The following is a 26648-nucleotide window of genomic DNA, read 5'->3' as shown; positions in this document are numbered from 1 at the left end:
TTGCGCTCAAAAGTCCTTTACCACCCCCCCCCCCCCCCCAACCCCCCCCACCCCCCCCCCCCCCCCCCCCCACACCCCCCCCCCCCCCCCCGCCCCCGGGGGGGGCCCCCCCGGCCCCCCCCCCCCCACGCGAGCACGTCGAGGGCTAGATCTGCGGCGGCCGGTGCTCGTACGGCGTCGACAGCACCACCGTCGTCCGCGTCGAGACCTTCGCCGCCTCCCGGATCTGCCGCAGCAGCTCCTCCAGACCCAGCGGCGACGCCACCCGCACCTGCAGGATGTAGGACTCGTCGCCCGCCACCGAGTAGCACGACTCGATCTCCGGCAGGTGCTCCAGCCGCTGCGGGTAGTCGTCCGGCGCGGCCGGATCGATCGGCGTCAACGAGATGAACGCCGTCAGCGGCAACCCGATCTGGTCACCGTCCACTTTGGCCACGTAGCCCTGCAGCGCGCCGCGCTGCTCCAGCCGCCGCACCCGCTGGTGCACCGCCGACACGCTCAACCCGACGCGCTCGGCCAGATCGGTGAAGCTGCACCGGCCGTCGTGCGCCAGCTCCCGCAGGATCGCGCGGTCGGTCGCTTCCAGTTCGCCCGAATTCCGGTCGCTCACGCCGGCAGCACCACCAGGTCGTGCGGCTGCTCGTTCACGCTCAGGACGCCGTCCTCGGTGACCACCACGATGTCCTCGATGCGGGCGCCCCACCGGCCCGCCTGGTAGATGCCCGGTTCGATGCTGAACGCCATGCCCGGCTCCAGCTCCAGCGCGTTGCCGCCGACGATGTAGGGCTCCTCGTGCACGTCCAGGCCGATGCCGTGCCCGGTGCGGTGGATGAACTGCTCGCCGAAACCGGCCGCCGCGATCGGTTCCCGCGCCGCGGCGTCGATCGACTCGGCGGTGGCTCCGGGGCGCACCGCCCGCACCGCCGCGTCCTGCGCCGCCTGCAGCACCGCGTAGGTCTCCAGCACGTCCGGCTGGGCCGGCTCGCCCACCGCGTAGGTGCGGGTGCAGTCCGAGTTGTAGCCGGAGGCGATCGGACCGCCGATGTCCACCACCACCACGTCCCCGGCCTCGATCACCCGGTCCGACAGCGCGTGGTGCGGGCTGGCACCGTTCGCGGCGGAACCGACGATGACGAACTCCGCCTCGGTGTGCCCCTCCTCGACGATGGCCGCGGCGATGTCCGCGCCCACCTGCGCCTCGGTGCGACCGGCGGTGAGGAACTCGCCCATCCGCGCGTGCACCCGGTCGATCGCGGCGCCCGCCGCGCGCAACGCGTCGATCTCGGCGGCGTCCTTGCGCATCCGCAGCTCGCGCAGCACCGAACCGGCCAGCACCTGCTCGGCACCCGTCGCCGAGCGCAGCGGCAGGCAGTGCAGCGCCGGCGTCACGTCGGCGACGCCCAGCCGGGACGGGGCGCGACCGCCGCGGCGCAGCAGGTCCGCGACCAGCGCGTGCGGGTCCTCGCCGTCCACCCAGGTCACGACCTCGATGCCGAGCTCGTCGGCCGGGACGTCCGCGTAACCGGGAGCCTCCAGCTTCGGCAGCACCAGCACCGGGGCGGCACCGCCGGCGGCGGGCAGCACCAAGGTGCTGAGCCGCTCGAAGGACTCACCGCGGGCACCGAGCAGGTACCGCAAGTCCGAACCGGGGGTGATCAGCAGGGCGTCCAGGTCGGCGTGCGCCGCCGTCTCCGCGGCGCGGCGGAGCCGGGCGGAGAGCACCGCGGGATCCTGCTTGAGCGAGTCAGTGGCCATGGCCACCTAGCCTAACCGCCGGGCGCCGCGCTCCTCCGGCGGTGCGCGGGCCGAAGATCAGCACCGCGGTCCGCGGGCCGGAACCGGGCGGGACGCCGCTGACCCGCCCGGCCCGCCGCGCCCGGCCGGGCTGCGACGCCCCGGGGAGGACCGACGTGCCCGGCCGGAACGGCCCGCCCACCGGTCGGGGGTCGGCGACGGGCCGCTCCGCACCCCGGCCACGAGGGCCGGGAAGCCGCGGTGCGCGGCGCGTGCGCACCGGGCTGCTGCGACTGTAGGACGTCCCCCGAGCGGCCTGGTGACAGTGATCTGACAGCCCTGCGGAACCCGGATCGGCCCCGCTCCGCCGGGCGGCGTCGGCCGGTCGTGACAGAGTGTGCGCCGTGACGGGTTCTGTGATGCTGATCGACTCCGCCGGGCTGTGGTTCCGCTCCTACTACGCGCTGCCCGAATCGCTGACCGCCCCGGACGGGACGCCGGTGAACTCGGTGCGCGGGTTCTGCGACATGCTCGCGAAGCTCATCGGCGAACGGCGGCCGACCCGCGTGGTGGCCTGCCTGGACAACGACTGGCGGCCGCAGTTCCGGGTGGACGCGCTGCCGTCCTACAAGGCGCACCGGGTCGCCGAGGCGGACCCGGACGCCGAAGAGGTGCCGGACACCCTCTGCCCGCAGATCCCGATCATCCTGGACGTGCTGGACGCGCTCGGCGTGGCCACCGCGGAGGCCGAGGGCTACGAGGCCGACGACGTGATCGGCGTCCTCGCCGAACGCGAGACCACCGACCCGGTGGAGGTCGTCACCGGCGACCGCGACCTGTTCCAGCTGGTGCGCCCGGCGCCGACGCCGGTGCGCGTCCGCTACGTCGGGGCCGGGCTGGCGAAGGCGCAGGACTTCGGCCCGGACGAACTCGCCGAGCGCTACGCGCTGGACCCCGCTCGCGCGGGCGAGGCGTACGCGGAGATGGCCGTGCTGCGCGGCGACCCCTCGGACGGGCTGCCCGGGGTGGCCGGCATCGGGGAGAAGACGGCCGCGAAGCTGATCACCGAGTTCGGTTCGCTGGCGGCGCTGCTGGCCGCTTCCGAGCAGGGCGACCGGCGGCTCACGCCGCGGGTGCGCGGCAAGCTCGCCGACGCCGCCGACTACCTCGCCGCCGCGCCCACCGTGGTGCGGGTCGTGCGGGACGCGCCCGTGGTGCTGGACCGGCCGGACACCGCTCCCGCCGCGCCGGCCGACCCGGACCGGTTGGCCGAGCTCGGCACCTGGTGGGGCCTCGGCGGGCCCTTGGACCGGCTCATCGCCGCGCTCTGACCCGGTGCCGCTCGACCGTCCCGGTCAGAACTGGGTGCCGCACCACGGCGGGCGCGCAGCGGCGAAGAGGCGGTCGGCGGCGGCGAGCGCCGACGGCTCGTGGACCTCGACGCGGTTCGCCGCGGCGAGGGTGCTCGGCCGGACGTCGCCCAGGTACAGCGAACCCAGCACGTCCACGTCCAGGCCCAGCTGCGGCGCGTCCGCGACCGGTTCCGCGCCACCCGGCCCGATCCGGTAGCGGCCCGAGTTCTGCGGCAGGAACGGGTCCCGCACCTCGACGACGACGGGCTCGGCCGCGCCGTAGGACCGCGCGGCCAGCGCCGCGGGCACGTCCACCAGCCGCACCCACAGGTCGTCGTCGACGCGGTCCACGCCGCAACCGCGCCGGTCCGCGAGCCACCACGGCAGCGGCTCGTCCAGCGGGCGGTCCACGGCGATCACCGAGGTCGCCAGGTCCAGGCCCAGCAGGAACCGCCACAGCGAAGCGGTGGCCGCGTCGTCCGCACCGTGCATGTCGCTCACCAGGATGCGGATCGACCCGTCGCCGAAGTGGTGGTCGGTCTTCGACGGCTCCCAGAGCGCGAACCCGTCGTCGGTGCCGGAGTCGTCGGAGTGCACCGCGACCCGCAGCGCTCCCCCGTTCTCCACCGTCCCGGCCAGCCGGGTGGTCCACCAGCCCTCGCCGCGGGCGATGAGGCCGGGCCTACCCGCGGCGATGCGGGAGTACAGCTCGGGCAGCAGCTTCTCCGCCGCGGGCCCGTCGACCAGCCGCACCTGCCCACCGATCGGTGCGTCCGGGCGCAGCTCGGCGTGCGTGCGGGCCACCTGCACCCGTTGCGACCGGGTTCCGAGGCCGTAGCCGAAGCGCGGGTAGATCCGCGTCTCCGAGGCGTGCAGGACCGCCAGCGGCTCACCGCGCTCCCGCAGCTCGGTCAGCTGCGCGCGCATCAGCTCCCGCAGCAGACCGCGCCGGGTGCGGTCCGCGCGCACCCCCACCCCGGTGACCGCGGCGGCGGGCAGCACCGCGCCGCCGGGCACCTCCAGGGCCGAGGTCATCGACAGGGCGGTACCGGCGAGCTCGCCGTCGAGGAACGCGCCGAACACCCGGCCCGGCTCGTACCTGGTCGAGGGGCGCTGCCAGCGCTCGTCCCCGGTGCGCTGCGGTTCGTGCAGCGAGGCCAGGAACAGGTCGAAGCTCGGGCGGTACTCGGATTCGGCCAGCGGCCGCACGTCGACGTCGGTCACGCCTGCATCCTGCCCAGTGCCGGGCCGCGCGTCGAGCGAATTCCCGGCTCCCTACCGCGGGTAGCCGACCTCGTAGGTACCGCTCGCGTCCCGGACGGTCACCGACACCGGCTTCGTCCCGCCGCCGAGGGTCACCTGGCAGTCGAACCGGTTGCCCGGCACCACCTGCTGCTCGGCCGGACAGCTCACCGATTCGACGGTGCCGAGGTGGTAGGAGTCGCGCAGCGTCTGCGCCACGCCCTGCTGCACGCTCTCCGGGTCGAAGCGGTCGTGCACCAGCACGCCGGGGTGCACGAAGCCGACGACGGCCAGCGACCCGGCGACGGTCACCAGGACCGCGCCGCCGAACACCCACGGCACCTTCGACCTCGTGCGCGGCGATGGCGTCGGCGCGCAGCCGCGGCCGCGCGGGCCGACGACGATCGGCGGCAGGTTCGGGTGGGTGGATTCCGCGCCGGTGGCCCGCGGACGCCCGCCGGCGTCGCCGGTGCGGGGCTGCTGCCCCGGGTTCGCGGCGCCGGTCCTGCGGTCCGGTCCCGGTTGCTGCGCACCGGATTCCCCTTGCCGCGGGCGGGATTGCTGGTCCGGGCGCGGCGGGCGCTGGCCGATCTGCTGGGTCCGGCCGGGGTGGGAGTGACCGGGCTGGGCCTGCCCCGGGTGGGAAAGCCCCGGCCGGGTCTGGGTCTGCTGTGTCTGGCCGGGTTGACTCTGGCCGGGCTGGGCTTGGCCGGGCTGCGGCTGACCCGGTTGGGTGTGACCCGGCTGGGTCTGACCCGGCTGCGTCGCCCTGCCCTGCTGCTCCGCGCCGCCCTGGCCGGTCCTGCCCTGGCCCGGTCGCCCGGGACGGCGCCCGGGAACCGGCAGCCCCGGGTTGGTCCGCTGACCGGCACCGGCCGCGGAACCGGGGTGCCCTTGCGCCGGCCGACCGCCCTGCTGGGACGGGCCGTTGGGGCCGCTCATCCAGTACCTCCGGGAAAGCTGAAAGTTCCGGCGCGGCGCGCGACCCCCGACGCACCGCACCCCCGAATCCAATCACAGCGCGCCATCGCGCCATGACCCCGCCGGGTCGCGCGGCCGACGGCGATCAGCCGCCGCCGCAACCGATCCGGGCGCGGCGGCCGATCACACGGCGCCCGCGGCGACCACCCCGCGGCGGATCGCGGTGACGGCCTTCGCCGCCGCCGAACCCACCGGATCGGACTTGCCGGTGACGTCGCGGATCTGGTCGAGCAGGTCCACCACCTGGCGGCACCAGCGCACGAAGTCGCCCGCGGACAGCTCGTGACCGGTGGATTCGGCGGCGGTGAGCACCCGCTCCAGCGACTCGCCGCGCGCCCACCGGTACACCGGCCACGCGAACCCGGCGTCGGGTTCCCGGGTGCGGTCGAGCTTGTGCCTGCGCTCGTCCTCCTCCAGCTCGCCCCACACGTCCCAGGTCTTGTCCAGCACGTCGGCGACCGCCCCGGACGGCACCGGCGGCGAGACCGCGCCCTCCCGGCGGGACTCGTAGACCAGCGCGGACACCACGGCCGCGAGTTCCGCCGGCTGCAAGGACCGCCAGATCCCGGCGCGCAGGCATTCCGCGGCCAGCAGGTCTGATTCGCTGTAGAGCCGGGTGAGCCGCCTGCCGTTCTCGGTGACCGGCTGCTCCGGGTCGTCCGGCGTGACGTAGTCCCGTTCGGCGAGCAGGCCGATGATCCGGTCGAACGCGCGCGCCAGCGAATGCGTGGTGGTGGAGACCTTGCGCCGCAGGTGCTCGGTCTCGGACCGCAGCCGCTCGTACCGCTCGGCCCAGCGGGCGTGCTTCTCCCGCTCGTCGCAGCCGTGGCACGGGTGCGCCTTCAGCGCGCGGCGCAGGCTGGCCAGTTCGGCGTCGTCCCCGACGTCGGAGCGGCGCCCGCCGCGCCCGCCGCCCACCGAGATCCCGGTGTCCCGCAGGCTGGAGGCCAGGTCGCGGCGCGACTTCGGCGACCGGGTGTCCACGTGCTTGGGCAGCCGCATCCGGCCCAGCGCCTCCACCGGGGAGGTGAAGTCGGCGACGGACAACCGGCCGGACCAGCGGTCCTCGGTGACCACCAGCGGGCGCGGCTCCCCCATCGGCTCCAGGCCCGGGTCGATCACCACGGCCAGCCCGGAGCGGCGGCCCGCGGGCACCTGGATGACGTCGCCCTTGCGCAGCTTCTCCAGCGACTTCGCCGCCTCGGCCCGCTTCGACGCGCGGTTCTGCCTGGCCAGCACCTTCTCCCGCTCGGAGATGCGGCGGCGCAGCGAGAAGTACTCGGCGAAATCACCGAGGTGGCAGGTCATCGACTCCGCGTAGCCCTCCAGGGCGTCGGCGTTGCGGTCCACCCGCCGCGACATGCCGACCACCGAGCGGTCCGCCTGGAACTGCGCGAACGACTGCTCCAGCAGGTCGCGCGCCGCGTCCCGGCCCACCCGCTGCACCAGGTTCACGGCCATGTTGTAGCCGGGCCGGAACGAGGAGCGCAGCGGGTAGGTGCGGGTGGAGGCGAGCCCCGCGACCTGCTTCGGGTCCACGCCCGGCTGCCACACCACGACGGCGTGGCCCTCCACGTCGATGCCGCGGCGACCCGCGCGCCCGGTGAGCTGCGTGTACTCGCCGGGCGTGAGGTCGACGTGCGATTCGCCGTTGAACTTGACCAGCCGCTCCAGCACCACGGTGCGGGCGGGCATGTTGATGCCGAGGGCGAGCGTCTCGGTGGCGAACACGGCCTTGACGAGGCCGCGGACGAACAGCTCCTCCACCGTCTCCTTGAACGCGGGCAGCAGGCCGGCGTGGTGCGCGGCGATCCCGCGCTCCAGCGCGTCGCGCCACTCCCAGTAGCCGAGGACCGACAGGTCCGCCTCGGGCAGCGAGCTGGTGTGCTCCTCGATGACCTCGCGGATCTCGTCGACCTCGTGCTCGCCGGTGAGCCGCAGTCCCGCGCGCATGCACTGGCTCACGGCCGCGTCGCAGCCCGCGCGGCTGAAGATGAACACGATGGCGGGCAGCAGGCCCGCCGAGTTCAAGCTGTCCAGGACCTCCACCCGCGACGGTGCGAAGAACCGCGGCGGCCGGGGCCCCTTGCGCCTGCCGCCACCGGGACCGCCGCGGCCGCGGCCGTACGGCGAGTGCACCCGGGACAGCTCCTGGGTGTGGCGCAGCAGCCGCGGGTTCAGCGACAGCTCCCGCTCCGAGGTCTCGCCGCCGAACAGGTCGAACATCCGGGAGCCGACCTGCATGTGCTGCCACAGCGGCACCGGCCGGTGCTCGTCGACGACGACGGTGGTGTCGCCGCGGACCTCCACGAGCCATTCGCCGAACTCCTCGGCGTTGCTGACCGTCGCCGACAGGCTGGCCAGCTGCACGTGCTGCGGCAGGTGCAGGATCACCTCTTCCCACACGGCACCGCGGAACCGGTCGGCGAGGTAGTGCACCTCGTCCATCACCACGTAACCGAGCTGGTCGATGCCGCGCGAGCCCGCGTACAGCATGTTGCGCAGCACCTCGGTGGTCATCACCACGACCTGCGCGTCCCCGTTGATGGAGGTGTCGCCGGTGAGCAGGCCCACCGCGTCCTCGCCGTAGCGCTCGCAGAGGTCGGCGAACTTCTGGTTGGACAGCGCCTTGATCGGGGTGGTGTAGAAGCAGCGGCGGCCCTCGGACAGCGCCAGGTGCACCGCGAACTCGCCGACCACGGTCTTGCCCGCGCCGGTGGGCGCGCAGACCAGCACGCCGTGGCCGGATTCGAGGGCCTGGCAGGAGGTGCGCTGGAACGCGTCGAGCTCGAAGCTCAGCGAACCGGCGAACTCGGCGAACTTCGGGTGCGCGCTGCGGCGGCGGTGCGCGGCGTAGGACTCGGCGGGCGAGGCGGGGGCGTCGTCCGCGTCCGCGCCGCGGCGGGCCTGCTCGCCGGTGGGACGGCGTCGAGCGCCTTCCGCGGCGGAGCGGCCGTCCCGGTCCGGTTCGCCGGTGGGGACGTCTCGATCCTGCCCTTCCGCGGGCCGGTCCTCCCGGGCGTGCTCGTCGGCGGGCCCGTCTTCCCGGTTCCGCTCGGCGGACCGGTCACCCCGGTCCCGCGCACCGGCGGGCCGGTCGCCCTGGGCCTGCGCACCGGTGCGGCGGCCGCCCCGGGTCCGGTGGCGGCGCGGCGGGCCCGCGCTCCCGGGGGACGCGTCGGCGGAACCGGGCTCCACCGCGGGCGGGTTCTCGGCGCCCGGGTTCTGGGCCACCGGGTCACGGGGCGAACCGGGATTCTTCTCATCCGATCCCGAGCGATCCGGATGCGACATGTCGGAGTGCGAACGGCTCACAGCCACCCGAGGTGAACGGGCAGCTCAGGCCGCGTCGCTCTTCGCAGCGGCCGGGGCGAGCACCTGGAGCGCGGCGGGCTGGCAGCGCAGGCTCACCGGCAGCCTGGCCTGCGGTTCGCCGTCGGCGAACGCGGTCCAGCCGTTGCCGCCGCCGAGCCGCACCGAGCGGGCCCGCAGCGTGCGCACCGCGGGGTGCTCGACGTGCTCGCCGGTGCGGATCGCGGGCAGCACCCGCAGCAGGTCGGCACGCCCCACCTCCCCGACGACGGTCACGTCGAACAGGCCGTCGGTCGGGTCCGCGCCGGGGCAGATCGGCACCCCGCCGCCGTAGTAGGGCGTGTTGCCGACGGCCACGCAGGTCGCGGCCACGTCGAGCACCACGTTGTCCGCTTCGACCCGCAGCGGCATGGCCTGCAGCCGGGCGAGCTCGCGCAGCACGGCCACGTCGTAGCGGGCGCGCCCGATGGGTAACCGGGAGCGGTTCACCCTGCTGTTGACCTGGGCGTCGAACCCCGCGCACAGCACGGTCGCGAACCGCTGCCCGCCGACCACGCGGCCCAGGTCCAGCGCCCGCCGGTGCCCGCCCTGCACGGCGTCGGTGGCGGCCCGCACGGCCTCCAGCGGGTCGGCGGGCAGGCCGAGCGCGCGGGCCAGGTCGTTGCCGGTACCCACCGGGATGATCGCCAGCGCGGTGCGCGCCCCGGCGCAGGCCTGCACGGCGGCGTGCGCGGCACCGTCCCCGCCGACCACGGCCAGCACGTCGACGTCGTCGCCCACCGCGGCGCGGGCGGCGGTGGCGAACTCGGCGGCGTCGGCGGCGATCACGACGCGGACCGCCGAGACCACGCGGAACCGCCGGACGGCCTGCGCGGCGACGGCCGCGCCGCGGCCCCGGCCGGAAGCTGGATTGATCAACACCACGGTGCGCATGGGGCAACATCGTGGCCCACTCCCCCGTCGCGTGACCAGCCACCACCGGGAACCCCCGGTCAGCGGCCGTTCGCGCGGAAGTCCCGCTAGTGCGGAAGTCCGGCTAGTCCGGCCGGACGAACCCCTCGGGCAGGCGCAGCGCTCCCAGCAGCGGGGGCTCCGCGGCGCGGCGCTGCTCGCGGCCCGCGACCTGCGGCAGGTGCTGCGGCCGGGGGCCCGCGGCAGGGCGCGGCGGGACCGAGCAGGCGCGGTCGGCCGCCCGCACCGCCTCCTCCCGGCCCGGTTCCTCCGCGCGGAGCCGTTCCTCGGCGAACAGCCGCGGCAGTTCGGGCAGGGCGTAGCGCCCGCCGCCCGCGACGCAGTCCAGCAGGCCGAGGTCCACCAGTTCCTCCAGCGCCCGTTCGACGGAGTCGACGTCGAGCTCCGCGAGCAGCGCGGCCCGCCGCACCGTGATCTCCCCGTCCCTGGCGAGCGCGAGCCGCCGGAACACGGTCCGGGCGAGCTCACCGCACCGCCGGTGGACCGCCGCGAGCACCGGCCGCACCGCCAGGTCGCCCGCGGTGAGCGCGTCGAGCCGCCCGCGCCGGTCCGCCAGCCGCCGCAGCAGGTCGGACACCAGCCAGGTGGGGCGCCCGGCGAGCCGGTTGCCCGCGATCCGCAGCGCCAGCGGCAGGTGCCCGCACAGCTCGGCCAGCGCCACGGCCGCCGACGGCTCGCGGCTCATCCGCTCGTCCCCGGCGATGGCGCCGAGCAGCCGCACCGAATCGGCCGGGGCTAGCACGTCCAGCGGGATCCGCGCCACCGATTCCAACCCGGCCAGCCCGCCGCGCCCGGCGACGAGCAGCAGGCAGTCCGGGTCGCTGGGCAGCAGCGGCCGCACCTGCGCCTCGTCGGTGACGTCGTCGAGGACCAGCAGCACCCGGCGGCCCTGCAACAGCGAGCGGTACAGGCTGGAGCGCGCGTCAGCGCCGGGCGGCAGCCGGTTCTCGGCGACGCCGAGCGCGCGCAGCACCACCCCGAGCGCGTGCTCCGGGCGCACCCGCCCGTACCGGTGCATCGGCAGGAAGAGGCAGCCGTCCGGGTAGTGCTCGGCGAGCCGGTGCGCGGTGTGCACCAGGAAGGTGGACTTGCCGACTCCGGGCGGACCGGTGACGGCCACGACGGGGGCGCTGCGGGGGCGGCGCTCCGCTGCGGCCACGGTCCGCAGCTCGGCGGCCGCCATGTCGCGGCCGGTGAGGTCGGCGATCTCGGGCGGCAGCGCGCACAGCATCCCGCCCCAGCCCGGGTCCGGCGGAGCCGGTGCGGCCTCCGGCGTTCCGATCCCGGGGCGCGGCAACAGGTTCCGCAGCTCCCCCTCGTCGGTGGCGAGGGCCGCGGCCAGCGAACGCAGTGTCCGGGCCTGCGGGCGGGCCACCCGTCCGCGTTCCATGTCGCCGATGGCGCGGGCGCTGATGCCGGTGCGCCGGGCCAGTTCCTCCTGGGTGAGGCCGGCACGGGCGCGGCGCCGCCGGAGCGCGGTCCCGAAACCGGGGTGCGGGGTGTCGCCGGGACCGACCTGCGCCATGTACCCCACCACTTCTCCCGCAGCGGCGGGCCGGGTCCGCCGGCGTACCGCGCCGGAATTCAGGCCGCCACGCTGCGGTACCGACGTTCTCCCCGAGCCCCCGATGATCTCCGGACACCATTATCCGGAGATGCTTCGCACGGCACAACGTCCGCGATCGCGCCATTCCCCGGCCCGGTGATCTCGCCGTCACCGGATGCATTCCCACTGCTCGAACGGACGCACCCGAATGGCAGCGGAAATGCACTCGATCAGCCGAGCACGGGTTCCGGGCCGGAAGAAATGCGCGCGCCCGTTCTTCCTGTGGATCTTCCTGGCCGGGTTCGGCATTTCGTGCTTCGCTGGATCAGGGGACGCCGATCGGGCGGCGTGGGATCGATTCGGGGAGGGGTGCGCATGTCGGGGTACCGAGCGGGCCGCCGGAGCGCCCCGCGGCCGAGGTGCTCCGGACGGACGGGATCCGGGAACACCGGGTCACCGCGGCAGATCCCGCAGCACCCCGCTGACGTTGAGCACCTCCACGCACCGCGGCGCGCGCTGCCCCGACGGCGGAGTTCCGGGCAGGGCGCAATTCACCTCGCCGACGACGCGTCCACCCGCGGGGACTTCGATGGGCGTGACCCAGTGGTAGTCCTGGTTCCGGAACGTTTCCAGCGCGATCGTGGTGACCATGCGACCGCCGAACCAAATGGTGAGCACTCCTTCATCGCCCTGGGAGTTCGCCAGCACCAAGTCGGTGATGTAGAACACCTTCCCCTCCGGGACGATGTAGGGCTGGGCACCGGCCTCTCCGCCATTCGTGGCCACTCGAATGGTCGTGGAGAACTGCCCGCCGCCCGGCACGGTGTTGCTCCCGGGCGGAACGGTTCCGGGCGGTCGGTCCTGCTGGTCCCCGCCCGGTTCCTCCGCCGGGGGCGGCGGTTCGGGCTGCGGCTGCGGAGCGGGGGCGAGTTCGCCGTTGCGCGCCATCTCCTGCGCCCGCTCTTCCGCGGCCTCCTTCGCCGCGGACTCCAGCGTCGGCTTCAGCAGCGCGAACCAGGCGATCAGCAGCGCCAGCAGCAGCGCCAGCAACGCCAGCAGCCACTTCGGCAGGATCGGCAGCTGGTGCAGCTCCCCGTCCAGCTGCTCCGGGTACGCCTCGAACCCCGTCGCCGGAAACGCACCGGCACCCGCGGGCGCCGTCACCGCGTCGTGGACCGCGACCGGCGAGGCGGTGACCACGAACGGCGTGCGCACCGGGGCACCGAACCAGATCAGCTTCGCGGCGCGCGCCCGCAGCCGCACCTCCACCTGCTCGTCCGGTTCGACCCGGGGCCGAGATTCCTCCAGCCGGAACCGGAGTTCCTCGGCGGCGTCCCCCGGTTCCAGCGGCACGTCGATCGGCGTGTTGCCCTGGTTGTGCAGCACCACGTGGAAGCGGCCGGTGCGCCAGGCCCGGCGGCGTTGCGGCGCCAGCCACGCGCGCAGCTGCTGGAACGGTTCGACGTGCACGGTCGCCTCGGGCACCGCCACCAGCTCGGGCCGTTCCACCGGGGTGACCCGCACCGCCAGCGGTACGTCCCCGGCGGGCACCTCGGGAGACCTCGGCGGGCGCAGCACCAGCGTCACGCTGCCCCGCGTCCCCGGGTAGAGCGAGAGCCGCGCCGGTTCGACGACGGTCCACGGCGAGCAGCGACCGACGACCTCGAACTCGTAGGCCTCCACGATGTCGGTGCCGTTGTGCACGGTCAGGGTCGCGGTGGCCTCCCCGCCCGGGGCGACCACGATCGTCTCGTTCTCCCACACAGCTGAGGTGCTCACCCGACGAAAGCTAGGTGCCCCCGGCCGTCCGCGGCAGGGCCTCGGGGGCAGCGGGCGGGCAGGGCGGCTGCCCGCACCGACGCAACCCGACTGCCCGGACCTCCCGGCCACGACCCACGAGGTGAGGAGAGAGCGGACATGACCACGAGAGTGCCCGTCGCGGTGCACGCGGGCGACCCGCTGCTGCACGCGGGCGTGACCGCGCAGCTGCGCCCGCGTCCCGAGGTGGACGTGCTGAAGCTCGACGAGCACGAGAAGGCGCAGGTGTCGCTGGTCGTGGTGGACCGGGTGGACGACGAGGCGGTGCTGCTGCTGCGGCGGTTGCAGCGGACGCCGAGCACCCGCACCGGCCTCATCGTCGGCGAGTTCGGGCAGAACGCGCTGCGCATCGTCATCGAGTGCGGGGTGTCGGCGGTGCTGCGGCGGGCGGAGGCCGAGCAGGACCGGGTCGTCGGGCTGATCACCGCCCTGGTGCGCGGGGAGAGCGTGCTGCCCGGCGACATGCTCTCCCGGCTGCTGGACCACGTGGGCCGGTTGCAGCGCAGTTCCGCCGACGCGCAGGGCTTCAACCTGTCGACGCTGACGGCGCGGGAGGTGGAGGTGCTGCGGTTGATCTCGGAGGGCTTCGACACCGGGGAGATCGCGGGGAAGATGTCGTACTCGGAGCGCACGGTGAAGAACATCCTGCACGAGGTCACCACCCGCCTGCAGCTGCGCAACCGGGCGCACGCGGTCGGCCACGTGATGCGGCAGGGGTTGATCTGATTCCCCTCGCGTTGCCCGAAAGTCCCCTGCGGGCTTCCCGCCCCGGTGCCTGAGCGGACCTCCCGGGTGCCCCCGGCTGCGGACAGGATCGGACGGGGTTCCGAGCTCGGAGGTGGGGAATGCAGGTGTCGGGCGCGTTCCGGCGCGGGCGGGTGCGCGTCGGGGGCGCCCTGTTCGGCGTGCTCGTGGTGCTGTGCGGGCTGATCTGGTTGCCGCCCGCGACGGCGCAGCAGGATCCGCCGGCGGGCCGCATCGCGTTCTCCGGGCCGGGGCACCGCAGCATCGGCCTCGTCGACGACACCTCCGGGTCCGCGGACGGGAAGACCTCGGAACCGCTGCTGGACGAGCGGCCCGCGCACTTCGACGAGGACCCGGCGACCCGCGGCGACCTGGTGGTGTTCACCAGCCTCCGCGACGAGGCCACCGCGCAGGTGTACCTGCGCGACGGTTCCGGTTCGGTGCGCCGGTTGACCGAGGGCCGCGACGCCGCGCACCCGAAGCTGTCCCCGGACGGCCGGTGGGTGGTGTTCGACTCGGCGGAGCCCGCGGGCGGGCAGCGGACGCAGCGGGACCTGTGGCGGGTGCGCACCGACGGCACGCAGCTGACCCGGCTCACCACGTCCGCGTCGAACGAGACCTGGCCGTCGTTCTCCCCGGACGGGGAGCGGATCGCGTTCGCGGGCGACGCGACCGGGCGCTGGCAGATCTACACCCGCGAGGTCACCGGCGCGTTCGCGCAGCAGCGCACCCGGGAGCCGAGCGGGGCCGCGGTGCAGCCCGCGTGGAACCCGGTGGACGAGGACCGGATCGCCTACACCTTCGACCCGGACGGGAACCTCGCGGACAGCTACGACCAGCAGGTTCGGGTGCTGTCGAGCCCGGGACAGACCACCGGGGACGCGCTGCTCGGCGGCGACCGGGCCTCGTGGACGAGCTTCTGGCCGGTGTGGCGGGCGGACGGCGAGTGCCTGCTGTTCCTGAGCCACGACCTGCCGAGCGGGCGGTTCACCACGAACTACGTGTACCGGGTGGACGTCCCGACGGCACCGACCACGAACACCCCGGTGCTGATGCTCGACGAGGTGCGGGAGGTCGACTCGCCCGCGCTGCTGCCCGGCGGCCGGCTGCTGGTGGCGCGCACGACGGCGTGCTGCTTCAACGTGGCCCAGCTGCAGGACATCCGGCCGGACGGCAGCGATCCGCGCAGCCTCGGCGTGGACGTGCTGCACGAGGACCCGGCGGCCGCCGAGGATTCCAGCAAGTTGTTCGAACCGGACCCGGACTACGACCCGTGGACGCAGCGGCAGTCCTACTCCCCCGACGGCGCGACGATCGCGGTGAGCGCGTTCAGCGGCCCGCAGGGGGATCGGCGGCAGCGCATCCAGCTGGTGGACGCGGACGGCTCGAACCGGCGGGAACTGCCCATCGCGGACCGCGGGCAGGACGACTGGGAGACCGACGCGGCCTGGTCCCCGGACGGCACGAAGCTGGCGGTGGCGCGCCGCTCCCCCGGCGGCCAGCCCGGCGATCAGGGCCGCGGCAAGAGCCGGATCGTGATCGTGGAGGTGGCCACCGGCGAGGTCCTCGGCCGGGTGCCGCCGCGGAACCAGGCGGAGGACGACACCCAGCCGGTGTTCTCCCCCGACGGGGAACGGCTCGCGTTCAGCCGCGGGCAGCTGATCGTGCCTGCGGAGCAGCGCTACAACCACATCTGGTTCGCCCAGGTGGGGAAGCTGGAGCAGCAGCGCAACGTCACCGAGGAGCTCTGCGACTGCCCCGAGCTGGTGGTCGACGACAGCGCCGCGTTCTCCCCCGACGGCGCGAGCCTGGCGTTCAACCGGGAACCGCACGGGCTGTACCGCTACGAGATCGAGGACGAGTCGTGCTCGGTGGTGCTGCCGGAATCCGAGGACTCCTGCCGCGACAAGCCCGGCGACGGCGACGACCCGCCCGAGCACTTCCAGCCGCGCGACCTCAGCTGGTCCCCGGACGGGAGCAGCGCGGTGTTCTCCGAGCGGGCGAGCGTGAACGCCCCCGAGCACCTGTCCGCGGTGGACATGCGGACCGGCCGGATCACCCCGCTCACCCAGGGCTTCCCCGGCAGGCAGAAGGAAGCGACCTGGCAGGCCACGGTCGACGTGAGCGTGTCCGCGCCGGAGCGCACCGACGAGATCGACGTGGGCGACGAGGTGCGGGTCTCGGCGCAGATCACCAACAACGGCCCGGCCGCCGCACCCGGCGCGACCGCCGAGCTCACCGTGCCGGACGGGGCGCGGCTGACCGGGATCGACTCGACGGTGGGCACCTGCGGGCAGGACGGCCGGTGCGAGCTCGGCCTGCTCGAACCGGACCAGCAGGTGCGGGTGACCGCGACCGTCGTCGGAGTCGACGGCGGCGACCAGCGGCTCCGCTGGCAGGCGCGCAGCCGGATGCGGGACAGCAGACCCACCGACAACACCGCGACCACGATCGTGCCGGTCGTCGCGCCGGAACCGCCTGCGCCACCACCACCTCCGCCGCCTCCGGCGCCCGCGGCCCCGGGGGTGACGGTGCGGGCCGACCCGAACCCGTCCTACGTGGGCGGCCGCACCGACGTGACGTTCACGGTGCGCAACGCAGGCCCCTCCCCCGCGACCGGGTTGACGCTGGACGTGGCGCTACCGCCGGGGATCCCGGTGACCGCGCTGCCGCCGGGGTGCTCGGCGAGCCGATGCCTGCTGCCGGACCTGCCGCCGGGCGCGGAACGGCCGGTGGTGCTGGTGCTGGCGCCGAAGGCGGCGCTGGACGGCGAGATCACCGGCACGCTGCGCACCACCGGCACCGACACGACCCCGGCGGACAACGTGGCGCGCACCTCGTACCGGGTGCTGCAACCGCGGATCATCTCGGTCCCCGAGGTGGGCGAGCCGGGATTCGTGACCTCGGTGCGCGGCTTCGACTTCCCGCCGGGGGTGCCGGTGCGGCTGAACTGGACACCGGGCATCACCGCGGCCGCCGCGCCCACGATCCCCGGCCCGGACGGGAGGTTCGCGGCGCAGCTGCTGATCTTGCCGAAGGACCGGCTCGGCCCGCGCGACATCACCGCCACCGGAGCGGGCTTCAGCCCGGTCCACGTCCCGGAACCGTTCCTGGTCGTCGCCCCGGCGGTCCCGCCGCCGCTGATGGGACGGCGGTGATCGAGCGGTGCGGGCGCGGCGCCGAGGCCGCTGAGGTGCCGCCACCCGACCCGGCCTGCCGCAGGAACGCGAGGAGCGCGCAGTGATCCACGAAGTCGACGAGGGCCTGCGGTTGCTGCTGGCCGAGGAGGGCCTGCCCGGTTCGGGGGTGGAGCTGGCGTTCGACCCGCCCACCACGGACTGGGCGGCGAAGCGCAACGCCCCGACGGTGAACGTGTTCCTCTACGACCTCCGGGAGGAGCCGGCGCTGCGCCGGTCCGGTGCGGTGGACCGGTTCGACGAGTCCGGCGAGGTCGTCGGCCGCTTCGACCCGCCGCGCTGGTTCCAGCTGTCCTACCTGGTGACGGCGTGGACGAACCGTCCGCAGGACGAGCACCGGCTGCTGGCGCAGGCGCTGCGCGGCCTCATCCGGTACGAGGCGCTGGATCCGCGGTGGCGCACGGGTTCGCTGGGCGAGCTCGGGTTGGAGGTGTCGTTGGAGACGGGCGGGGAGCTGGCGGAGAACCGGTCGCCGACGGACGTGTGGTCGGCGCTGGGCGGTGAGCTGAAACCGTCGATCCCGCTGCGGGTGACCGCGCCGCTGGCGGGCGTGCTGCGCCCGGTCGGCCCGCCGGTCACGGAGGGCGTAGCGCTGCGCGGCCGGGCGTCGTTCCCGGAGGGGCCCGCCGACGAGCAGCGGCACCTGCGCTACGACGGGACCGCAGCCGAGGGCGACGGGTTCTCCTCGCCGAAGCCGCGCCCGCAGGGCCGCCGCCGGCTGCGGGGCCCGTTGTGAGCGGCGAGCTGTGGGAGCGGCTGCGCGCGGTGGAACACCGGGTGCGGCTCGCGCTGGACGCCCGCGCCGATCCGGACCGCGACGACCCGTACCGCGGCCTGTACCTCACCGAGGAGATGGTGCGGCGGGTGCTGGAATCCCCGTCGGCGTCCTGGTCCGCGGAACCGGGCGAGGTCGCCGAACCGGGCGCGCGGCTGGCGCGGCTGGCCGCGGATTTCGGCTTGGACGCGTGGGACGTGGAGTTCCTGCTGATCGCGCTGGCCCCCGAGCTGGACGCCCGGTTCGAGCGGCTCTACGGCTACCTCAACGACGACGTGACGCGGCGGCGGGCGACGCCCGGCATGGTGCTGGAGCTGTGCGGGATGCCGACGGCGGGCGCGGGCCGGTTCCGCTTCGCCCCGGAGGCGCCGCTGGTGGCGGGCGGTCTGCTGGAGGTGCAGGAGCCGGAGCGACCGCTGCTGACCAGGACGCTGCGGGTGCCGGACCGGGTGGTGGCGCACCTGCTCGGCGGGGACGAGCCGGACCCGGCGGTGCGCGGCCTGGCGCGGGTGGTGGACGAGCCGGTCGCGGAACCGGCGGAACTGGTGAAGCGCCTGGCCACCGGCCTGGACGCGGGAATCGGCGCGGTCCACCTGCGCGGTGCGGCGGGCGCCGAGCAGCAGGCGGTGGACGCGTTGGCGGTGAGCGGGCGCGCGGCGCTGGTGCTGGACGCGGCGGCGCTGGACGCCGAAGCGGAACCCCCGGTGGCGGAGCTGGTGCGGGAGGCGCGGCTGCGGCGAGCGGGCCTGGTGTTCGGGCCGCTGGAGTCGTCGTCGCGCCCCGAATCCGCGCGCCTCCTGCGGCGGCTGCTGGACGAGTCGGCGCGGATTCCGCTGCTGCTGCACGGTTCCGGCGGCTGGGACCCGGCCTGGGCGCGGCAGGCACCGCTGTCGCTGACCTCGCCCGAACCGGACCGCGCCGCGCTGTGGCACCGCGCGCTCGCCGAGGCCGGCGCCGGGGACGTCGACGTCGAGCCGTTGAGCGCGTACCGGCTCGGCGCCGACCAGGTGCGCCGGGGCGCCTCGGTGGCGACCCGCCTGGCCCGCTTCGAAGGGCGGCCGCTCGACGCGGACCACCTGCGCGCCGGGGTGCGCGCGCAGAACGGCGCCGGGCTGGAACGCCTGGCCCGCCGCATCACACCCGGTGTCAGCTGGGAGGACCTGGTGCTGCCCGAGCGGACGACGCGGGCGCTGGCGGAGCTGTCGGTGCGCGCCCGGCACCGGGACCGGGTGCTCGGCGACTGGCGGATGCGCCCCGGCGGCGGTCGCGGGCGCGGTGTGGTCGCGCTGTTCGCCGGTGAATCCGGCACCGGCAAGACGATGTCCGCGGAAGTGGTCGCCGCCGACCTCGGCATGGAGCTCTACGTGGTCGATCTGTCCACGGTGGTCGACAAGTACGTGGGCGAGACGGAGAAGAACCTGGAGCGCATCTTCACCGAAGCGGCCGGGGTGAACGGGGTGCTGCTGTTCGACGAAGCGGACGCGATCTTCGGCAAGCGCTCCCAGGTGAAGGACGCGCACGACCGCTACGCCAACGTCGAATCGGCGTACCTGCTGCAGCGGATGGAGTCCTTCGACGGCATCGCGGTGCTCACCACGAACCTCCGCGCCAACCTCGACGAGGCCTTCACCCGCCGGCTGGACGTCATCGCCGACTTCCCCGTGCCCGAAGCGGAGCAGCGCCGCGCCCTCTGGGACCGCACCCTCGGCGCCGAACTCCCCCGCGCCGACGACCTCGACCTGGACCGCTGCGCCGAGCGCTTCGAACTCGCCGGAGGCTCCATCCGGGCCTGCGCCGTCACCGCCGCCTACCTCGCCGCCGAAGCCGGCCGCCCGGTCACGACGGCCGATCTGCTCACCGCCATCCGCCAGGAGTACGCCAAGCTCGGGAGGCTGGCCCTCGACGCCGAGTTCGAGTAGGGGCTCCTACGGGTGCGGGCCGACCGTGATGATCGTCAGCTCGTCCACTCCTGGACCGTGCACCCACCAGATCCGCCACGCGCCCGGGGTGCGGTTCTCGACGTAGGACTCCCACACGTCCTCACCGTCCGGGCCGGTGATCGAGTGGTACTTGTGCGACTGGAGGCCCGGATGCGACGGACCGATGTCGCGCAACAACCGCAGGGTTTTGCGGACCTTCTTCCACTTGTCCCTGTTCCGCGGTCGTTGCAGGTCTTCGATGACCTTCTGGGCCTGAGCGGTGTAGGCCAGGAGGAACGGAGGCGCGCTCACTCGTCGTCGTCTTCCAAGTAGTCGTCCCGGTAGGAGATCCGTCCGGCCGAGCTGTCCGCGAGCCCTCGCAGCAAGGAGTCGCGGAGCTCGTCGTTCTCCCAAATGATCATTTCGCGCGCGGGGACGCTGGCCATCGGAATCATGCGGATCTCGCCGGTGCCCTCGTTCTTGAACACCAGGTAGCGATCTTTCCGGCGCACTCCCGCACGCCCGAGCGCGATGCGGGAACGCTCATCGGCTTCGACCTCGGCGATGCGCTCGAAGTCGGCGTCGGTTTCAGCCATCGCACCCATGCCGCTCTCCCCTGCTCGTAGCCTCCACCCAGTATGCCACGAGTGGGTAAGTGGGCAATGCCCACATGTATCGAACCAAGGAGTGGCGCGCTGTCATGACCTGGCCCGTGCGGCTCAGCCACCAAGCCGTGAGCACCGTTTGGTAGACATCCGGCATGGCGTTGTGGGAGGGCGGAACGGAGCCCTGGACGGTGTTCGTGTCGGACGCGTTGCAGTCCCGGCTGGACGCGTGCTGCGCGGACGGGCGCACGGCCACCGCGGTGGCGTTCGAGGCGATCGAGGCGGTGCACGACCGGTTGCCGGACGTGGTGCGCGGCGCGCGGGCGCGGCTCCGGTCGCCGCACGCCAGGGACGAGGTGCACTACCTCGGCTCCGGGCCGGTGCAGGTCCGCATCCGGCCGGACTCCGAGCAGGCCGCGCTGCTGGCGCGGTGGTCCGAGGAGCTCGGCGCACCGATCACGACCTGGCTGCCCCCGGTGCTCAACGCCCACCTGCCCGGCCGGGTGGAACCGGAGAACATGCCCTGGATCGTCCAGGACGAGCAGCGGTAGCCGTGCTCAGCCGGCCCGGTCGAGCTACTCGGTGGTAGCACCGCCGGACCGCCCGTCACCGCCGGACCGCCCGTCACCGCCGGACCGCCCGTCACCGCCGATGGCCCAGGCGACGTGGCCGTCGGGTCGGACGAGCACCGCATCGGCGCTCGCCCAGGGTTCCGCGGCACCGCTCAGCTCGGCCCGGTGCCGCCGCGTCCCGGGCGGCAGCGCGGTGCCGGCTCCGCCCGCGGTGAAGTCGAGCAGCACGTGGTTCCCACCGCGCAGCAAGGGGAACAGCTCGCCGCCGTCCGCGAACGCCAGGTTCGGCGCGCGCCGCCCGGCCAGCGGGTGCGCGGGTTCGGCGGGTGCGTAGCGGACGTCCAGCGCGCCGAGGCGTTCGGCGAGCGCGCGGGAGAACTCGGGGACCTCGCGGATCATGCCGGACAGGAATCCGCGCAGTGCCAGCCCTTCGACGGACCCGGTGGTCATGAGCGCGGTCTGCGCCCGGGTCGATTCGAGCAGGTCCGCACCGACCGGGTGCCGTTCGGCGTGGTAGCTGTCGAGCAGCCCGGGTTCGGCGGTGCCGCGCAGGGTGGCGGCGAGCTTCCAGCCGAGGTTGGTCGCGTCCTGGAAGCCGACGTTGAGCCCGACGCCGCCGGTCGGGAAGTGCATGTGCGCGGCGTCCCCGGCCAGCAGCACGCGCCCCCGCCGGTAGGCGTCGGCCTGCCGGGTGGCGTTGCCGAACCGGGAGGTCCAGCTCGGCGAGTGCAGCCCGAAGTCCGTGCCCAGCGCGCGCCGCAGCTTGTCCCGCACTTCCGCGGTGGTCAGCTCGCCGGGGTGCTCGGTCCGGTGGTCCTCCGGTGCGATGCCGACGAACCGGGTGCGGCCGCCGGGCATCGGGACGGCCATGACGCCGCCGTCGGGTCCGAACGCGCTGACCGCTCCGGCGGGCGGGTCGGCGAGGACGACGTCGGCGAGCCAGCCCCAGATCGTGCTGCCGGTGCCGGGGAATCCGATGCCGGCCGAGGTCCGCACGGTGCTGCGGGTTCCGTCGCAGCCGACGACGTAGCGGGCCGCCAGCTCGTACGTCCCGGCGGGCCCCTCGACCGCGATGCGGACCGAATCCGGGCCCTGGTCGAGGCCGGTGACCTGGTGCCCGCGGTGGATCGGCACGCCCCGGTCGCTCGCGTGCGCCGCCAGGAGTTCCTCGGTGCGGACCTGCGGCAGGAACAGGGTGAACGGGTAGGGCGTGTCGAGCTCGCGGAAGTCGAGCCGCGCGTCCAGTGCGCCGAAGTGGCCGGTGGGCAGCGGGATCCCCGCGTCGACGAACTCGTCGGCGATGCCGCGCATCCCCAAGATCTCGATGGTCCGCGGGTGGAGGGTGAGCGCCTTGGAGTGCGGTTCGGGTTCGCGCTTCGCCTCCAGCACGGTCGCGGACACCCCTTGCAGCCGCAGCTCCGCGGCGAGCCAGAGCCCGGTGGGTCCGGCTCCGACGATCACGATGTCTTCCACGCGCGCTCCTTAGTCAGTGACCAATGGACTCGTCCAGTAAACTAGGTCAATGACCAAGGCGCAACGAGCGGCGCTCACCCCGGCCGACGTCGTCGACGCGGCCATGCGGCTGCTGGCCGAGGAAGGCCTCGACGCCGTGACGGTGCGCGCGGTCGCCGACCGGCTCGGCGTGCAGATGAACACCGTCCTGTGGCACGTCAAGACCAAGAAGCGGCTGCTGGAGCTGATGGCGGACGCGGTCGTCGGCACCGTCGACCACACCGGCCTGCCGGAGGCGGCCGACGAGCGGGCGGGCGAACTGATCCGCCGTTACCGGGCCGCACTGCTGGCCCACCGGGACGGCGCCGCCCTCGTGACCGGGACCCACGTCCCCGAACCGCACACCCTGCGCTTCGGCGAAGCGCTGCTCGCCGCCCTCCGCGCATCGCACGATGATCCCCTGGCGGCCACCCGGATCTTCTACGCGCTCGTCTACTTCACCCTCGGCCTCGCCCAGGAGCAGCAGACCACCGGCGACGCCGACCAGGACCGGCTCGCCCGCGCGGCGGACCCCGAGACCCACCCGGCGCTGATCGCCTCGCTGCACGCCCTCGCCACCGACACCTTCGACGACCGCTTCGAAGACGGCATCCGGCGACTGCTGGCCACGGAACAGAACTGACGCACCGCGCACGCACCACCACGATCACGCCCGGCGACACCGGGACCACCGGGGACCACCGGGGACCACCGCAAAGCCGCACTCAGAACCGACGGAGCGAAAAACGAGTACCCGCTTATCCCCGCGTGCGCGGGCCGACACTTCTTGAGCTGGGGGTTCGTTCGGCTGAAGGGGCGTTTTCATTCAGCGCCGTAAGCTTACTCGTGCGGCGGCGACGGTCGGATTCGATGTGATCGCGCTTCACGGCGCTGCGGGGCCGACACGTGCCGGTCCTCCGGGTGCGCAGGTGGGCGACGCCGTCGCGGAGGACGCGCTGGCGGTCGACGTAGTACTCCACGCCGACGAGCGTCGAGGGCTCCTCGATGATGCCGACGATGAACTTGCTCGACTCTGCCGGACTCATCGCCACATCGTCCATCCTGCCAAGTGCTTCTTCATAGGCCGAGACTTCAGCGGTCTCGTGCAGGAACAATCCCGAGATCCGATTCTCCAGGTGCACTACCGGATCTCGACCGTCGCTGAACGAGGCGATCGAGAAGAGCCCTTCCAGCCCCGGATGCCAATCAGCGCGAAGCGGCACCACCTGGATCTCGACGTTGTCCGGCGACCGGCGCGGAGATCGCGGCGACCACGCCCTCATCGACACCGTTCCCGTCGCGCAACCCTGGGTGAACGACCACGACGTCGCCCGAAAAGCCCACACCTGGGCCAAGAACAACCCCCGCGGCTGAGCCCCGCGATGCCCGATCAGCTCCCGACCGGCCCGAACTCGGCGATCCCGCCCAGCCGACGCCCCGGCCTCCTCTTCCGACCCGGGCCAACCGGGTACGTCCTCCACCTGACCGGTCACATTCAGGCCGACACCACCCCGGACCGCACCATCACGCTCTACGAACGCGTGCTGCACGGCCTCAGAAAGCTCTGACCGAGCGGACGACGAAGCGCCATCTCGCACTACGCGGAGACGCGGTCGTCACCTCGGCCGACCTCGACGGTGGAGACTGTCACGTCGTGATCGTCGAACCTTGATGTCTTTCCACGAGCGGTTCATCGATCGAGTCCTTTCTTCGTATCGGCGACGTGCTGGGCATAGCGCTTCTCCGCGAGCGGGACGGCTTCGGGCGCAGGGCCTGAGCTCCTCGTCCGCCGACTTCGCCGCTCACGCACCACCTTGTTCCCGCTGCCTGCGAGCGATGTAGGTCTTGCGCCCATTCGAGATCGCGGTCTCACTGACGTCGAAGTAGTCGGCGAACGCCGCCGCCGCTCCGCTTCCGCGCCCCTCCCTCGTGATGACCTGATCGATGATGGGCCACTGGTCCGCGCGAATCTTCGGCTTGTTGCCTCCCCTGGACCGCGGGTCCCTGCCATCGCCGACGCCCTCGTTCTTGGCCAGTTCCAGGTCCTCGCGCACCTTTTTGCTCAGCGTGAACTTGGTGGTTCCCTTGGCCGCCGATTCGCGGGTCGCCTCGCCGGCGGGCCGTCCCTGACTCTTCGCCTTGTTCTTGGAGATGTTCTCCGTGATGGCGGGCAGCGGTTTCACCCGTGGTTCGTAGACGAAATCGACGTCGTCGGCCTCGCTGTCGGAGCCGGTGTCGTAGCCGATCTCGATTCGCTGGTCGTGCAACGCGTACCTTGCTTCACCGGTCTCCTCATCCTCATCGACCCGAACCGGGTGCAGCGGAGATTCCCCGCCGCTCGGTCCGGCCTGCGAGCCCGCGCTGAGACCGCCCTTCGCCGAAACGTTCATCCGGACCTGCTCGGTCAGCTTGGTGGCCAGCGGAGACCGGCCTTCCTCGTCGACATCGGTGATCCAGCTGGGAAAGTGCTCGACGGCGGCCTGCGCGGACTCCTTGTAGTACGCACCCGGCCTTTCGTGGACGTCGAGGTCGAAGTCCCGCTTCAACAGGTCCAGCAGCGCCCAGCAGCTCCGGCAAGGACGACGCTGGCCGCGGATGACCACCCGTCCGGCCTGTTCCCGGTCCGCTCCTGAATTGTTCAGCGCCAGCAGATGCTTCTGCTCAGCGTGCATGGTCTTCATCGACGCATTGGTCCCCGGGCCGCGCAGCAGGATGACCGAGCTCCGATGGTCGTCAGAGGTCAACAGGGTGAGCAGGCGCTTCCGCCCCGCCGCGTCGGCGGGGGCGCCGTCCAGCTCCTCCACGCGGGTGGCCGTGCGCAGCGCATCGGCCGCCGGGTTCTTCCGGCCGCCTCGGTAAACCTCGTTCAGCTTCCCCCGGGCCTCCTTGCGGCGTTCGTCGTCGAACCCGGGCACCGGCGGGCGCCGTCCTTCGTCGAGCAGCAGATCCCGCACCCAGTCGCCCGCGTGCGGCGATGGACTGCCTTCGTCGATCTCCATCGCCTCGGACTCCGCCTCGAGCTCCTCCGGGAAGTGCCGCTTCAGCAAGGTGATCGACGAGTTGTAGTTGGTAGCGATCACGACCCGGCCATTGATCAACATCGTCTGGACTTCGGATTCGGTTCGAGCGTGCCTGTTCCCCTGGGATGCCTCGTCTCCGCCGGCGAAGCTCTGCTCGCGCTCCGCGTCCTCCAGGTAATTGATCACTCGGAGCATCCGGATGGAGATGTGGCGGAGCGTCTGCGCTGCCCTTTCGTCCTCACCGAACGAGCGTTCGTGGCGCAGCGACACGTCCGCGGTCATCCGGCCGGCCTGCTTCGTTTGCGGCTTGCACGTGCACCCTTCGATCAGCTCGGTGATCCGGGCCAACCGCGGGTCGGTCACCTGAGTGCGCTTGCCGGGACCGGCTCCGGCCTCAGGACCGGTGCGCCTGCGCTTACCACGAGACTCGACCTGGCCACTCTCGTCGTCGCCGGCTCGCTGCACCGCGACGGGACGCGAACGGGGCGTGGTACCGGCCCCCTTCGTGATCATGTCCGCGACCGCGGCGTTCCCGATCGTGCGTTGCAGAGCGGGCAGCGCGGCCACCCGCGACGGCAGCACCGCCTCGGGGTCGCGCGAGAGAGGCGGACGCGGCGCGACGCGGCGCGAACGGGGCTCCTCCTGGTTCTCGTGCGAGTGCATGAACCGAAGTCCTCTCGCTCTGGGGAACTGCGGGAAACCGGTCCATGTCCGACCGAGCACCCGACTGCGGCGTCCGAGAGGACGGAGCTGGTGCCTCAGTCCGCCGAATCCTCCAGCGGGGCGCGCATCGCTCGGTGGGCGTTCTCCTCCGCCGCCCGCTCGAAGTGGTCGGAGGGGTCGGAGATCTTGAGACCGTTGCCGTTGTCGGTGCCCGCGACCGGGCCGGAGCGCTGCTGGATGACGTGGGTGAGCTCGTGGGCGAGGGTGTGCTTGTCGGAGGCGCCCGAGCCGAGCACCACGTCGCTGCCGGAGGTGTAGGCCCGCGCGCCGATCTCGGACGCCGAGCGCTGCGCGGTGGCGCCGGTGTGCAGCCGCACGTCGGAGAAGTCGGCGCCCAGCCGGGTCTCCATCTCCTGGCGCACCGGCGCGTCCATCGGCTTCCCGGCCGACTTCAGCACGTCCTCCCCGGACCAGATCGGCTCCGGTGCCGGCTCCGGGGGCGCCATCCGCCGCTGGACCATCCGGCTGACGGCGGCGTTGCCGAGGGTCCGCTGCAGGTGCAGCAGCTCTTCGACCGGCCCGGAGTGGTCGGGGGTGCGCGCCGCTTGCTGGGGCCTCGCCTCGGACTTCGCCGCGTCGTGCTGCTCGCGGTCCCGCATGGTCCCTCCTCGGACACGGCAACGGCTCCAGACCTACCGGGAGCGC

General features: G+C 73.5%; 21 protein-coding genes. 7 read left to right on the top strand and 14 right to left on the bottom strand.

Features of this window, described 5'->3' with window-relative positions:
- Positions 1 to 145 precede the first annotated feature (145 nt).
- Both LCD35_RS23825 and LCD35_RS23820 read right to left on the bottom strand, forming a co-directional pair.
- The gene (locus LCD35_RS23825) at positions 146 to 610 is read right to left on the bottom strand and encodes an Lrp/AsnC family transcriptional regulator (RefSeq protein ID WP_374108128.1); all 465 of its coding nucleotides are present in this window, start codon (positions 608 to 610) and stop codon (positions 146 to 148) included.
- Positions 607 to 1755: a Xaa-Pro peptidase family protein gene (locus LCD35_RS23820; protein ID WP_225044930.1), complete on the bottom strand. Its 1149-nt coding sequence runs from the start codon at positions 1753 to 1755 to the stop codon at positions 607 to 609. Before LCD35_RS23820 ends, LCD35_RS23825 begins: the two co-directional genes overlap by 4 nt.
- Positions 1756 to 2153: 398 nt before the next feature.
- Here LCD35_RS23820 and LCD35_RS23815 point away from each other — a divergent pair, with 398 nt between their 5' ends.
- The gene (locus LCD35_RS23815) at positions 2154 to 3065 is read left to right on the top strand and encodes a 5'-3' exonuclease (protein ID WP_224959781.1); all 912 of its coding nucleotides are present in this window, start codon (positions 2154 to 2156) and stop codon (positions 3063 to 3065) included.
- Between the two features lie 24 nt (positions 3066 to 3089).
- On the opposite strand, the gene LCD35_RS23810 is transcribed toward LCD35_RS23815, so the two are convergent.
- The 6 genes from LCD35_RS23810 to LCD35_RS23785 all read right to left on the bottom strand — a co-directional run bounded on the left by LCD35_RS23810 (position 3090) and on the right by LCD35_RS23785 (position 12918).
- Entirely contained in the window at positions 3090 to 4310 is a 1221-nt protein-coding gene (locus LCD35_RS23810) for a GNAT family N-acetyltransferase (RefSeq protein WP_225044929.1), read from the bottom strand.
- A gap of 51 nt (positions 4311 to 4361) precedes the next feature.
- Positions 4362 to 4670 carry a DUF4333 domain-containing protein gene (locus LCD35_RS30565; protein WP_224959777.1) on the bottom strand — a complete coding sequence of 103 codons (309 nt, stop codon included), beginning with the start codon at positions 4668 to 4670 and terminating at the stop codon, positions 4362 to 4364.
- A gap of 762 nt (positions 4671 to 5432) precedes the next feature.
- Positions 5433 to 8543: an RNA helicase gene (locus LCD35_RS23800; RefSeq protein WP_225044928.1), complete on the bottom strand. Its 3111-nt coding sequence runs from the start codon at positions 8541 to 8543 to the stop codon at positions 5433 to 5435.
- A gap of 105 nt (positions 8544 to 8648) precedes the next feature.
- The gene (locus LCD35_RS23795) at positions 8649 to 9554 is read right to left on the bottom strand and encodes a diacylglycerol kinase family protein (protein ID WP_224959772.1); all 906 of its coding nucleotides are present in this window, start codon (positions 9552 to 9554) and stop codon (positions 8649 to 8651) included.
- A 103-nt stretch (positions 9555 to 9657) separates the two neighbouring features.
- Positions 9658 to 11118, bottom strand: a complete 1461-nt coding sequence (locus LCD35_RS23790; protein ID WP_225044926.1) for an XRE family transcriptional regulator — start codon at positions 11116 to 11118, stop codon at positions 9658 to 9660.
- A 474-nt stretch (positions 11119 to 11592) separates the two neighbouring features.
- Positions 11593 to 12918: a hydrolytic protein gene (locus tag LCD35_RS23785; RefSeq protein WP_224959769.1), complete on the bottom strand. Its 1326-nt coding sequence runs from the start codon at positions 12916 to 12918 to the stop codon at positions 11593 to 11595.
- 138 nt (positions 12919 to 13056) lie between these two features.
- Here LCD35_RS23785 and LCD35_RS23780 point away from each other — a divergent pair, with 138 nt between their 5' ends.
- The 4 genes from LCD35_RS23780 (at position 13057) to LCD35_RS23765 (ending at position 19592) form a co-directional block, all read left to right on the top strand.
- Complete coding sequence (locus tag LCD35_RS23780; RefSeq protein ID WP_224959768.1) at positions 13057 to 13683, top strand: LuxR C-terminal-related transcriptional regulator; 627 nt, start codon at positions 13057 to 13059, stop codon at positions 13681 to 13683.
- 119 nt (positions 13684 to 13802) lie between these two features.
- Positions 13803 to 16859 (top strand): DUF11 domain-containing protein, encoded by a 3057-nt coding sequence (locus LCD35_RS23775; protein ID WP_225044924.1) that lies wholly within the window; start codon positions 13803 to 13805, stop codon positions 16857 to 16859.
- Between the two features lie 82 nt (positions 16860 to 16941).
- The gene (locus LCD35_RS23770) at positions 16942 to 17634 is read left to right on the top strand and encodes a DUF4255 domain-containing protein (RefSeq protein WP_224959766.1); all 693 of its coding nucleotides are present in this window, start codon (positions 16942 to 16944) and stop codon (positions 17632 to 17634) included.
- Positions 17631 to 19592, top strand: coding sequence for an ATP-binding protein (locus LCD35_RS23765; RefSeq protein WP_225044922.1), 1962 nt, complete (start codon positions 17631 to 17633; stop codon positions 19590 to 19592). The genes LCD35_RS23770 and LCD35_RS23765 overlap by 4 nt, the downstream gene beginning before the upstream one ends.
- Before the next feature lie 6 nt (positions 19593 to 19598).
- Here the strand turns inward: LCD35_RS23765 and LCD35_RS23760 are convergent, their stop codons facing one another.
- Together LCD35_RS23760 and LCD35_RS23755 are read right to left on the bottom strand one after the other, a co-directional pair.
- Positions 19599 to 19904: a hypothetical protein gene (locus tag LCD35_RS23760; protein WP_224959764.1), complete on the bottom strand. Its 306-nt coding sequence runs from the start codon at positions 19902 to 19904 to the stop codon at positions 19599 to 19601.
- Positions 19901 to 20188 carry a hypothetical protein gene (locus LCD35_RS23755; RefSeq protein WP_224959763.1) on the bottom strand — a complete coding sequence of 96 codons (288 nt, stop codon included), beginning with the start codon at positions 20186 to 20188 and terminating at the stop codon, positions 19901 to 19903. Before LCD35_RS23755 ends, LCD35_RS23760 begins: the two co-directional genes overlap by 4 nt.
- A gap of 164 nt (positions 20189 to 20352) precedes the next feature.
- Between LCD35_RS23755 and LCD35_RS23750 the strand changes: the two genes are divergently transcribed.
- Complete coding sequence (locus LCD35_RS23750; protein WP_224966928.1) at positions 20353 to 20748, top strand: hypothetical protein; 396 nt, start codon at positions 20353 to 20355, stop codon at positions 20746 to 20748.
- Between the two features lie 24 nt (positions 20749 to 20772).
- Here LCD35_RS23750 and LCD35_RS23745 read toward each other — a convergent pair whose 3' ends face one another.
- Positions 20773 to 22242, bottom strand: a complete 1470-nt coding sequence (locus LCD35_RS23745; RefSeq protein WP_225044921.1) for an FAD-dependent monooxygenase — start codon at positions 22240 to 22242, stop codon at positions 20773 to 20775.
- 49 nt (positions 22243 to 22291) lie between these two features.
- Between LCD35_RS23745 and LCD35_RS23740 the strand changes: the two genes are divergently transcribed.
- Positions 22292 to 22903: a TetR/AcrR family transcriptional regulator C-terminal domain-containing protein gene (locus LCD35_RS23740; RefSeq protein ID WP_225044920.1), complete on the top strand. Its 612-nt coding sequence runs from the start codon at positions 22292 to 22294 to the stop codon at positions 22901 to 22903.
- A gap of 115 nt (positions 22904 to 23018) precedes the next feature.
- On the opposite strand, the gene LCD35_RS23735 is transcribed toward LCD35_RS23740, so the two are convergent.
- The 3 genes from LCD35_RS23735 to LCD35_RS23725 all read right to left on the bottom strand — a co-directional run bounded on the left by LCD35_RS23735 (position 23019) and on the right by LCD35_RS23725 (position 26602).
- Positions 23019 to 23810 (bottom strand): Scr1 family TA system antitoxin-like transcriptional regulator, encoded by a 792-nt coding sequence (locus LCD35_RS23735; RefSeq protein WP_225044919.1) that lies wholly within the window; start codon positions 23808 to 23810, stop codon positions 23019 to 23021.
- Positions 23811 to 24062: 252 nt separating this feature from the next.
- Complete coding sequence (locus LCD35_RS23730) at positions 24063 to 25943, bottom strand: hypothetical protein (protein ID WP_224959757.1); 1881 nt, start codon at positions 25941 to 25943, stop codon at positions 24063 to 24065.
- A 95-nt stretch (positions 25944 to 26038) separates the two neighbouring features.
- A complete protein-coding gene (locus LCD35_RS23725; RefSeq protein ID WP_224966926.1) occupies positions 26039 to 26602 on the bottom strand; it encodes a DUF4157 domain-containing protein in 564 nt (187 codons plus the stop codon).
- Positions 26603 to 26648: the final 46 nt, after the last annotated feature.

This window comes from Saccharopolyspora sp. 6V (assembly GCF_020176785.1).
Taxonomy (GTDB): domain Bacteria; phylum Actinomycetota; class Actinomycetes; order Mycobacteriales; family Pseudonocardiaceae; genus Saccharopolyspora_C; species Saccharopolyspora_C gregorii.
Note: the sequence above shows the minus strand (reverse complement) of the source record. Positions and strands in the feature narration are given on the sequence as shown.

Coding starts and splice junctions, on each gene's coding strand:
- LCD35_RS23820 (WP_225044930.1), bottom strand. CDS start 1,755: ATGGCCACTGACTCGCTCAAGCAGGATCCCGCGGTGCTCTCCGCCCGG.
- LCD35_RS23815 (WP_224959781.1), top strand. CDS start 2,154: ATGCTGATCGACTCCGCCGGGCTGTGGTTCCGCTCCTACTACGCGCTG.
- LCD35_RS23795 (WP_224959772.1), bottom strand. CDS start 9,554: ATGCGCACCGTGGTGTTGATCAATCCAGCTTCCGGCCGGGGCCGCGGC.
- LCD35_RS23790 (WP_225044926.1), bottom strand. CDS start 11,118: ATGGCGCAGGTCGGTCCCGGCGACACCCCGCACCCCGGTTTCGGGACC.
- LCD35_RS23780 (WP_224959768.1), top strand. CDS start 13,057: ATGACCACGAGAGTGCCCGTCGCGGTGCACGCGGGCGACCCGCTGCTG.
- LCD35_RS23775 (WP_225044924.1), top strand. CDS start 13,803: ATGCAGGTGTCGGGCGCGTTCCGGCGCGGGCGGGTGCGCGTCGGGGGC.
- LCD35_RS23755 (WP_224959763.1), bottom strand. CDS start 20,188: ATGGCTGAAACCGACGCCGACTTCGAGCGCATCGCCGAGGTCGAAGCC.
- LCD35_RS23750 (WP_224966928.1), top strand. CDS start 20,353: ATGGCGTTGTGGGAGGGCGGAACGGAGCCCTGGACGGTGTTCGTGTCG.
- LCD35_RS23740 (WP_225044920.1), top strand. CDS start 22,292: ATGACCAAGGCGCAACGAGCGGCGCTCACCCCGGCCGACGTCGTCGAC.
- LCD35_RS23730 (WP_224959757.1), bottom strand. CDS start 25,943: ATGCACTCGCACGAGAACCAGGAGGAGCCCCGTTCGCGCCGCGTCGCG.
- LCD35_RS23725 (WP_224966926.1), bottom strand. CDS start 26,602: ATGCGGGACCGCGAGCAGCACGACGCGGCGAAGTCCGAGGCGAGGCCC.